This is a genomic window from Gelidibacter sp., from assembly GCF_035577925.1.
Classification (GTDB): Bacteria; Bacteroidota; Bacteroidia; order Flavobacteriales; family Flavobacteriaceae; genus Gelidibacter.
This window is the reverse complement of the sequence record NZ_DATJCY010000066.1, coordinates 1-6,000: the sequence shown is the minus strand read 5'-3', so window position 1 is coordinate 6,000 and position 6,000 is coordinate 1. Positions and strand designations below refer to the sequence as shown.

Below are 6,000 nucleotides of genomic sequence, written 5' to 3'. Positions count from 1 at the left end.
AGGCAAAAGGGATAGCTAATCGCCGTAATGGTAAAGCAACTAAAACGGTTCGAAGTATGCAATCTGGTGCTTTTGAACTAGAAACTAGTAGAGATCGAAATGGGACTTTTGAACCTCAAATATTACCTAAACGTCAGCTTATTATAACCGATCAGTTAGAGGAAAATGTAATAGCTTTATACGCTAAAGGGAGTAGTGTCAGGGATATAGCAAGTTACATCATGGAAATGTATGGCATGGAAATATCTGCTACTGAGATTTCTCGTATTACTGACAAAGTAATACCTGCTATGAAAGAATGGCGAGAACGCCCCTTAGAGTCCATCTATCCTTTTGTTTTCTTAGATTGTATGTTCTACAAAGTAAAAAAAGGAGGAAGCGTTACACCCACTGCCGTGTATAATATATTAGGAATTAATCAAGAAGGTAAAAAAGAATTAATTGGTGTCTATTTAGCAGAAACAGAGGGTGCTAAGTTTTGGTTGTCTGTTTTAACCAATCTGAAAAATCGCGGTGTTCAAGATATTATTGTAGCCTGTGTAGATGGATTAAAAGGCTTTCCAGAAGCTATTCAAGCAGTGTTTCCTAAAACACAAGTTCAACTATGTATTGTACATCAAATAAGAACTAGTCTTCGCTTTGTACCACATAAAGATAAGAAAGCAGTTGCAGCGGATCTTAAGCCCATTTATACAGCTATAAGTGAAGAGCAAGGTTATGACAGGCTTTTAGAGTTCGAAGAAAAGTGGGCAAAAACGTATCCTTTAGCCGCTAAAGGATGGTTAGACAACTGGGAACATTTGTCTACTTATTTTGATTTTGATCCTCACATTAGAAAAGCTATCTATACCACGAATGCTATTGAAGCTATGCATAGACAGGTGAGAAAAGTAACTAAAACAAAGGGTGCTTTTACTAGTGAAGAATCCTTATTAAAATTAATATACCTAGCTATTAAAGAGGTCTCAAAAAAATGGACTATGCCTATTCATAATTGGGGATTGACAATGTCTCAACTTTATATTAAATTTGGCGATAGATTACAGCCGTAAAAAAATCCTATTTTCCTAGATTGGAGTCTAGACCCCAATCTAGGAAAATAGGAACTGACACACTTCGTGTTACACTCCCAATAATTATTTTGATAATTACTCCAATAAGCTTTGGGGTAGTTTGTTGGGTGGTGCTTTTCTTGCTATTATAATATTTGTCATCTATTTGATCGCTCAGCTATTTCAATCAATTTAAGTTATTTTATTATTTATTTGATACTAGTAAAAATACAATTACTGAATTAAATTCTCTAAAAAAACGTTATTTTCTATAGCATTTTTTTAACTTATTTCTTTTAGCTTTTCAATTTCACTGCATTATTTTCTTGTTTTACACATAAAAAATGGTTTGTGCGGTTTCCCGCAAGGATGTGGTATTGCTTTCAATTATATTTGGATGCATTGAATGGGCACTTTGTTTAACCTGTGTTAAACACTTCTATTGAAGCATATTGAGAACTCTTTTCAATTTTTGTAGATTTATAGACTTGAATTGCATAAAGACAAGGCCGAGCAGTAGCTGTATCAGCTTCAGCACAGAAACTAGCAACAATACTTTGGAATATACTTACAAAAAACAACAATACAGTCCGCCAACAATATACAAGTGCTTGGACCAGATAAGAAAGTTACTCGACCTTCAAAGCAAATCGCTAATTTGGATGCTCGAATAAGTAAAATGCAACCTGTTTGAAAATCACTAAATACGGGGGTGAAATAAAAAACGTCACTCAGAATATTTAAAAAATACTAATCAAAATGCAAATCACTAAAGAAAATTACAGCCAAATTTTAGAGTCCTATATAAGTGAAAATAAACTAGAAGTTCGAAAAATTTCAAAAGTAATGGACTGCACAATTCCCACTTTGGAAAGATTATTAAAAAATCAAAGTATCCCAAGTGATGAAATGATTAAACAAACAGGAATATTAATTGCGCTAGGCTTTGTGAAATATTCAAAATTGAGCAATACTGAAAAAGAGAAATATTCTGAAAATCTTGGTGTTGTAAGTGGTGCTGGAATTGGGTTTGCAAGTATTACCGCTGTTGTTAGTGGATTGGGCACTGCGGGATTATCAGGTGCTGGAATTATGTCTGGATTAGCTACTATTGGAGGATTTGTTGGTGCTGGAGCTGCCGCAGGAACCGTAGTTGTTGCTGCAGTTCCAATTTTAACTGGAGCTGCCGGTTATGGCTTGATAAAAGGAATAAAACATATTATAGGGAACTACAATCAAAAAGCAGTTTCTATTGATAAGCGTTGGGAAATTTCTAAATAGAAAGCACTGTTTATAACAAGCAGTAGCTATTGCACAACTTCCATTTTTTTAAAATAGTTTGGTAAAAATAAGAAACATGCAATTAAAAATAATAAAGAAAGCTATACTAGAATGTAGGGATGAGTTGTGGGAAATAGCTGATGTATGTTTTATGATTTAAAAAAGATCACGATTAAATTTGGGCTTCGTATTTTGAGTATCGTTAGGGTTTTGTGTTTTAAATATCCTTAAAAGTATAGTATTGTAAACTATTAATAAATAGCTATATACTAGGTTTGGATAGGCTGTTGGAATTTCGCATATTTGTGGGTTAGCAGCAAGGCTAGACTGACTATACCAAATTAAAAAACTGAAAAATAAATGGCAAGTATTGACTTTTACATCTACATAGTTATCGGACTGCTTGGTGTTGCATATCCAATACTTTTACAAGTTATTGCTCGACTTGACGAAAAATATTCTTCGGAAAAGATTGTTGAACTTTTTGACCAAGAATGGGAAAGCAAAGCATTTCCATATTCTTTGTATTCTTCCTTGGCTTTTATCGTAATATGGTCATTGAAACTGCCTCCACTTATTAAAATTGATGGCCTGAATTATTTTATTGAAAATTCAGCCTCGCTACTTGTTGGCTTCAATGCGATTCTACTTGTGATTTTCTTTTTCTTCTTCGTTAGGAAGATTCTCATTTATTACACAATGACCAAATTCATCCCTTATCTAATACGGAAGCATGAAGAAAACTGAACCTGATTTGAAATATTTTTCAGCGTTGTCTGATTTGCTTTTGCAATCAATAAGAATAAAACAGACAACCTATTCAAGAACTCTTTCTGACTTTTTTTACACAGCTTTTAGAAAGGTTCGTGATAAGTTCACAAATGAACCAGTAGTTTACCCCGAGCTGTATTATGAAACTGTTTACAGAGCAATTGAGGAGTTGGCAATACTCAAAGAGAAGAGAAATTATTTATTGGAACACCGAACCTCTGGAGGAATTTGGTTGCTTGGAGAAATGCAAGGAAAAGAAATTTCTGAAACCACCTATGCTTGGCTTTGGAGAAATCTACTTCTTGCAGTTAGGTATCAGCAAGATGATTTAGTTATGAATCATTGGGAAACTTGCCATCAATACTACTCTTACAGTTTGCCATACATTTACCCAGAGTATGAAAACAGGGCAAACAATTTTCAAGTCAGCAACCAAGCGGCAGTTGATAAACGAAAGGCCGAACGCCAAAAATTCATAGAATTTCATTATGCTTTAGGCGGCCTGCTTACATACAAAGCAAGATATACTTGTGTTAAGCGATTTTTCAATTATACACAAAGCCACCCACCGAAGTATGAGTTGCTACCTGAATCAATCCAGGAGATTTTCAAGTTTTATATTGATGTAAGAGACCCTTACGACAGAAAATATACTTGGATTTCACAGCAATATCCTTTCCCTGATTTGAGTGGACTAAATGCAGACTATGTCATTAAGAAATGGATAATGTCATACATGGCTATTTTATTTTTGAGGCAATGGACAATTAATCCCTATCTCATAACAATGCGACCGCTTGACTTTCCACCAACACCAACAACACAAGGAGAAATAAAGCAATGGATTGATGGACTGGATTTCTTCAAAGAATTAGTGATCGAACATTTGCAGAATAAGGAATTAATGAAAGTATTGAATCTTGATTTCATTACACCCGAATGGTGTGAGGAAAATGAAAAACCATATCCAATAACTTTTATTGACAATTTCAAATCTACTCTTGAAGGTGCTTATCATTCGAACGCCTTGGCTTTACACCTATCAAATGAGAAAATCTTGCAGTTTGAAAATTCAACAGAAGCTATCATTGAAGCTGCCCTTGAAAAATTCAACCCGATAAATAACGATACTGAAATACAGGAAGACAATGCTGACAAGTGGTATGTAAACGGACAAAGCATGCTTCAAAGCAAAGATGCCTTCTCCGAAAACCCAGAAGTGCATCACATGGATTTTGATTCTTTCTTGGCATCAGTTGTTTCAAGGAGTTTGAATGAAGGCTTAAGCGAAATTTTCTTTCACAAGATTTCAATATCATATTTACTAAAACCAGAAGACTTTTTCAAAGCGATTGACAAGCTTGGAATTGATGAAACGTACATAATTGTAAATTTCGGAATACACTTGGAATACTTTATCAATCAACTAAATATCCAGGAACTTTCAGATGATAAATATAAAAAAACAGATATTTATTCTTTCAACGGTTCACGCTTTGTGAGAGATTCTTTCTTCATTCTCAAAAAGACTGACTTGCCAAACATCTCAACAAAACCAATTACAGAAGACATCATCGCAAAATATTCCTTAAAGAAAATTAGTGATACCATCAATTTGTATTCTTCTGTAATTGATTTAAACCAAACAACCGCAGAAGTTTATAATGAAAACAAACAGGATAAAACTGATGATGAAATTCGGAGATCAGTTCTATTAAGCATTATAATTTTAACCGAATTCAAATGGAAAAAGAATATTGAAGTCATTCAGCTGAGGCAGTATTCAGAATTTTTACAAAAAGGAATTACAAATAAATTAGACGACATTAAACCTACAGAAAATGAAAAGCCCAGCAGCTAACAAGCGTAGCTGTTGCACAACTTCCATTTTTGAAAAATAATTTGACAAAACCACAAAACCAGACCTCTTTTAAACAGTTTAAACGAGGTTTCTTTTTTAATAGTAATTTGTCCATGAGAAGACCATTATAGAGCAAAACATGTTAGGTTTATATAATCAAAAATGCGTAGTGTGATTCGCTTGTGAACACCCACTAATCATTGTTTTTAAGAAAACAATAAAAATTAATAAATTTGATTAACTTGGTGAATAAATGCCATATCTGCATTTTAATTCAAACCGCTTAAATTATGGACGAAACTTTACGAATATATTGGGAGCTATATAATGATTTACTTCCCAATGAATTAATGATCCACAAGAGTCATAATTTACTTAGAAATTTTGAAGAAGAATTTATTGAAGGACCAATACTTGAATTGGGGTGTGGACAAAGTAATTTTTTGGTAGAGTTTTCAAAAACTGGAAAAGAAATATTTGCAGTGGACAATGAAGAGTTCCAATTAAATTTATTAAAAAAAAGAATCGAATCCTACGCTGGAAAAGATGTTGGAAAATTACATTTGTTGAATATTACAGTTCCAGAGAAAGAAATTCCACTAAAAATATTTTCATTAGTTATTGCTTCTGACTTTTTACATTTTTTTTCAATAAATGAATGTAAAAATATTATTTCTCAGATAATTCCGAGAACGCAAAAAGGTTCTTTAATTTATGTTAAAGTCCATTCACGATCACATTCTTATAGTGAATCTTCTGATTCAGGAATGCACGAGTATTATAAACATTTTTTCACAGAAAGTGATTTAACAAAACTTTTTGATGAACAATATTTCGAAAGAATGATTTTCTCCAATTCGGTTCAGAATATTAAATCCAAGTTTACAAGAGAAATGGAAATGAAATGGATAGAAAAAGTACTAGATGAATATCAAATTTTTGATCAACAAGAAAGACAAGAACTTTTTGAAGAAAATAATAAAGAATTAAATGTTGGCTATTTAGAATGTGTTTATAGAAGAAAATAAAACTAGT

At 32.9% G+C, this 6,000-nt stretch carries 5 protein-coding genes; all 5 read left to right on the top strand.

Going from position 1 to position 6,000, the window contains the following annotated elements; genetic code table 11:
- On the top strand, positions 1–1,052 hold a 1,052-nt coding region (locus VNJ50_RS02070; protein ID WP_325578582.1), incomplete at its 5' end, for an IS256 family transposase.
- Between the two features lie 759 nt (positions 1,053–1,811).
- Complete coding sequence (locus VNJ50_RS02065) at positions 1,812–2,333, top strand: hypothetical protein (RefSeq protein WP_325578580.1); 522 nt, start codon at positions 1,812–1,814, stop codon at positions 2,331–2,333.
- A gap of 360 nt (positions 2,334–2,693) precedes the next feature.
- Positions 2,694–3,080, top strand: a complete 387-nt coding sequence (locus VNJ50_RS02060; RefSeq protein WP_325578578.1) for a hypothetical protein — start codon at positions 2,694–2,696, stop codon at positions 3,078–3,080.
- A complete protein-coding gene (locus VNJ50_RS02055; RefSeq protein WP_325578576.1) occupies positions 3,067–4,965 on the top strand; it encodes a hypothetical protein in 1,899 nt (632 codons plus the stop codon). Before VNJ50_RS02060 ends, VNJ50_RS02055 begins: the two co-directional genes overlap by 14 nt.
- Before the next feature lie 290 nt (positions 4,966–5,255).
- Positions 5,256–5,993, top strand: coding sequence for a class I SAM-dependent methyltransferase (locus VNJ50_RS02050; RefSeq protein WP_325578574.1), 738 nt, complete (start codon positions 5,256–5,258; stop codon positions 5,991–5,993).
- Positions 5,994–6,000: the final 7 nt, after the last annotated feature.